This is a genomic window from Caldisericia bacterium (assembly GCA_030018355.1).
Classification (GTDB): domain Bacteria; phylum Caldisericota; class Caldisericia; order B22-G15; family B22-G15; genus JAAYUH01.
In genome coordinates this window covers 1-1,807 of the sequence record JASEFN010000012.1, presented here as the reverse complement: position 1 = coordinate 1,807, position 1,807 = coordinate 1, and the positions used below count along the sequence as shown (strand labels likewise).

3 protein-coding genes are annotated in these 1,807 nt (G+C 22.1%); all 3 read right to left on the bottom strand.

Annotated features, from left to right (window positions below; genetic code table 11):
* Window positions 1-96: 96 nt before the first annotated feature.
* The gene (locus tag QMD25_07075) at window positions 97-930 is read right to left on the bottom strand and encodes a hypothetical protein (GenBank protein MDI6861745.1); all 834 of its coding nucleotides are present in this window, start codon (window positions 928-930) and stop codon (window positions 97-99) included.
* Window positions 905-1,417 (bottom strand): hypothetical protein, encoded by a 513-nt coding sequence (locus QMD25_07070; GenBank protein MDI6861744.1) that lies wholly within the window; start codon window positions 1,415-1,417, stop codon window positions 905-907. Before QMD25_07070 ends, QMD25_07075 begins: the two co-directional genes overlap by 26 nt.
* The coding region (locus tag QMD25_07065) for a hypothetical protein (protein MDI6861743.1) at window positions 1,392-1,807 on the bottom strand (416 nt) is incomplete at its 5' end. The genes QMD25_07070 and QMD25_07065, both read right to left, overlap by 26 nt.

Here is a 1,807-nt window from a genome sequence, read left to right as displayed (position 1 = left end):
TCCCTATTAACCCCAAAATAATCAAACATATTAATATCTTTTTCATTTTAACCTCCTTTTTAATTATATAAACTTATTAACCAATAAAAAGTTTCATTATTGTTTAATTCTAATAACTTTGTATTTATTTGTTAAAATTATTCCAATTAATATAAATGGAAAAGCTTCTAAATGAAAAATATAGATTCTATTTAAAATATTAATTATTAAACCAAATGGTTCTATTAAAAATAAAGCAAAATAATATGACAGTAGGGGATAAAAGTAAAGAATAAATTTTTTTCTGTTTGTTGATTTTCTATAAAAAGGTATAAGAAATAAATATGAACCAATTACTATTGATATTAAAAATGTTAAATATATTAAAAATAAATAATTTAACCCATATAATATTAGCATGTTCGAAATAAAATAAAAGAGAGAGAAAGTAAAAAGACCAAAAAGGATCAAATTAGTATATTTGAAGTTATTAAATTCGATTTTTAAGTTTTTTTTAAAAATAAATTTTCTTATTAAAAGAGAGATAGTTAATCCTAATATAACAAATATGGTTTCTATAAAACCTATTTTAAATTGGCATATTATTTTAAATGCATCAAATGATTTTTCAATAAAAATCTTATAATTTATTAACTTGTTTATTTTTAAAAATATATCTCCATTATAAAAATGGAGTAAAATCCATGGATTATGTATAAAAGTAAGAAAAGAAAGAATAAGAAGTAATAATATTTTTGAAATAATATAGTATATTGGTAATAAAAAATAATTGTTTGGCTCTATCAATAATGTAATTATTACTATTGAAACAGGAAGAAAAAGAGAGATTATTATAGGATTAATGCCTTTAAATAACCATATAAAAAATGTATTAAGAAGTATTACTGAAAATCCCCATATTAAATTAATATAAAATCTCTTTAATTTCATATAATTCACCATTTCTATAATTAATCATATAAATATAGTTATCTTCTGTTCTAATAATCCACCACCAATCTTCATATGGTGAAAACTTATCAAAAAAATATAAATAGCAAAGAAAAGCATTCCTAATTTTCTTTTTCGTTTTTTCAAATACTATTTTATTTATGTCTTGGTTATTTAATTCTTTTTCAGGAAGTTTTTTAAGCAAATAAAATATTTTAGAAGCATAAATTTTCTCCTTCCCATTAATATCAACTATTTTTAATAATTTATGAGTAACAAGAAAAATACTTTGACCATTTTCTTTTGTGTTTAAACCTATATCTCTAACTGAAAAAATTCCCCCATTTGCTAAATTACAAATTAATATTGTACTGAAAGAAGATGGAAAAAATTCTCCTATAGGATAGGAAATTTCAATTCCAAATATTATAAAATAAAAAAATATTATTAATAAAAAAATTTTATGAACCTGGATAAATTTTGACATAACCATGGATATAACTTTCTGTAGTAGGATAATCTAATATAACCAATCCTTCACCCCAACCACTTCTTATATAAAAGGTATAATAAGAAGGATTGGTACCATATGCATAACCAATTCCAACAACCCAATGATACCCATAGTTTGGATGAGGTGGTGTTATTAATGGCCAACCAAATAAAATGCCTAATGGTCTATTATTATTAATCTCTATAATTAAAAAATTATAAGATGGTGGTCTCTGCCACGATGTTGTAAAATTATAGCAACAATTATATGGTGGATGTTGACAAGAATTAGTATGAATTAATAAGCCATTTTTAAAGTTATTAACAGGAGTTCCATAAATACAACTTGTCCCCATATCATACCACAAACAAGTTGTTAATTGTG

Excerpts from the sequence above, each read along its gene's own strand:
- QMD25_07075 (MDI6861745.1), bottom strand. The coding sequence starts at position 930 with ATGAAATTAAAGAGATTTTATATTAATTTAATATGGGGATTTTCAGTA.
- QMD25_07070 (MDI6861744.1), bottom strand. The coding sequence starts at position 1,417 with ATGTCAAAATTTATCCAGGTTCATAAAATTTTTTTATTAATAATATTT.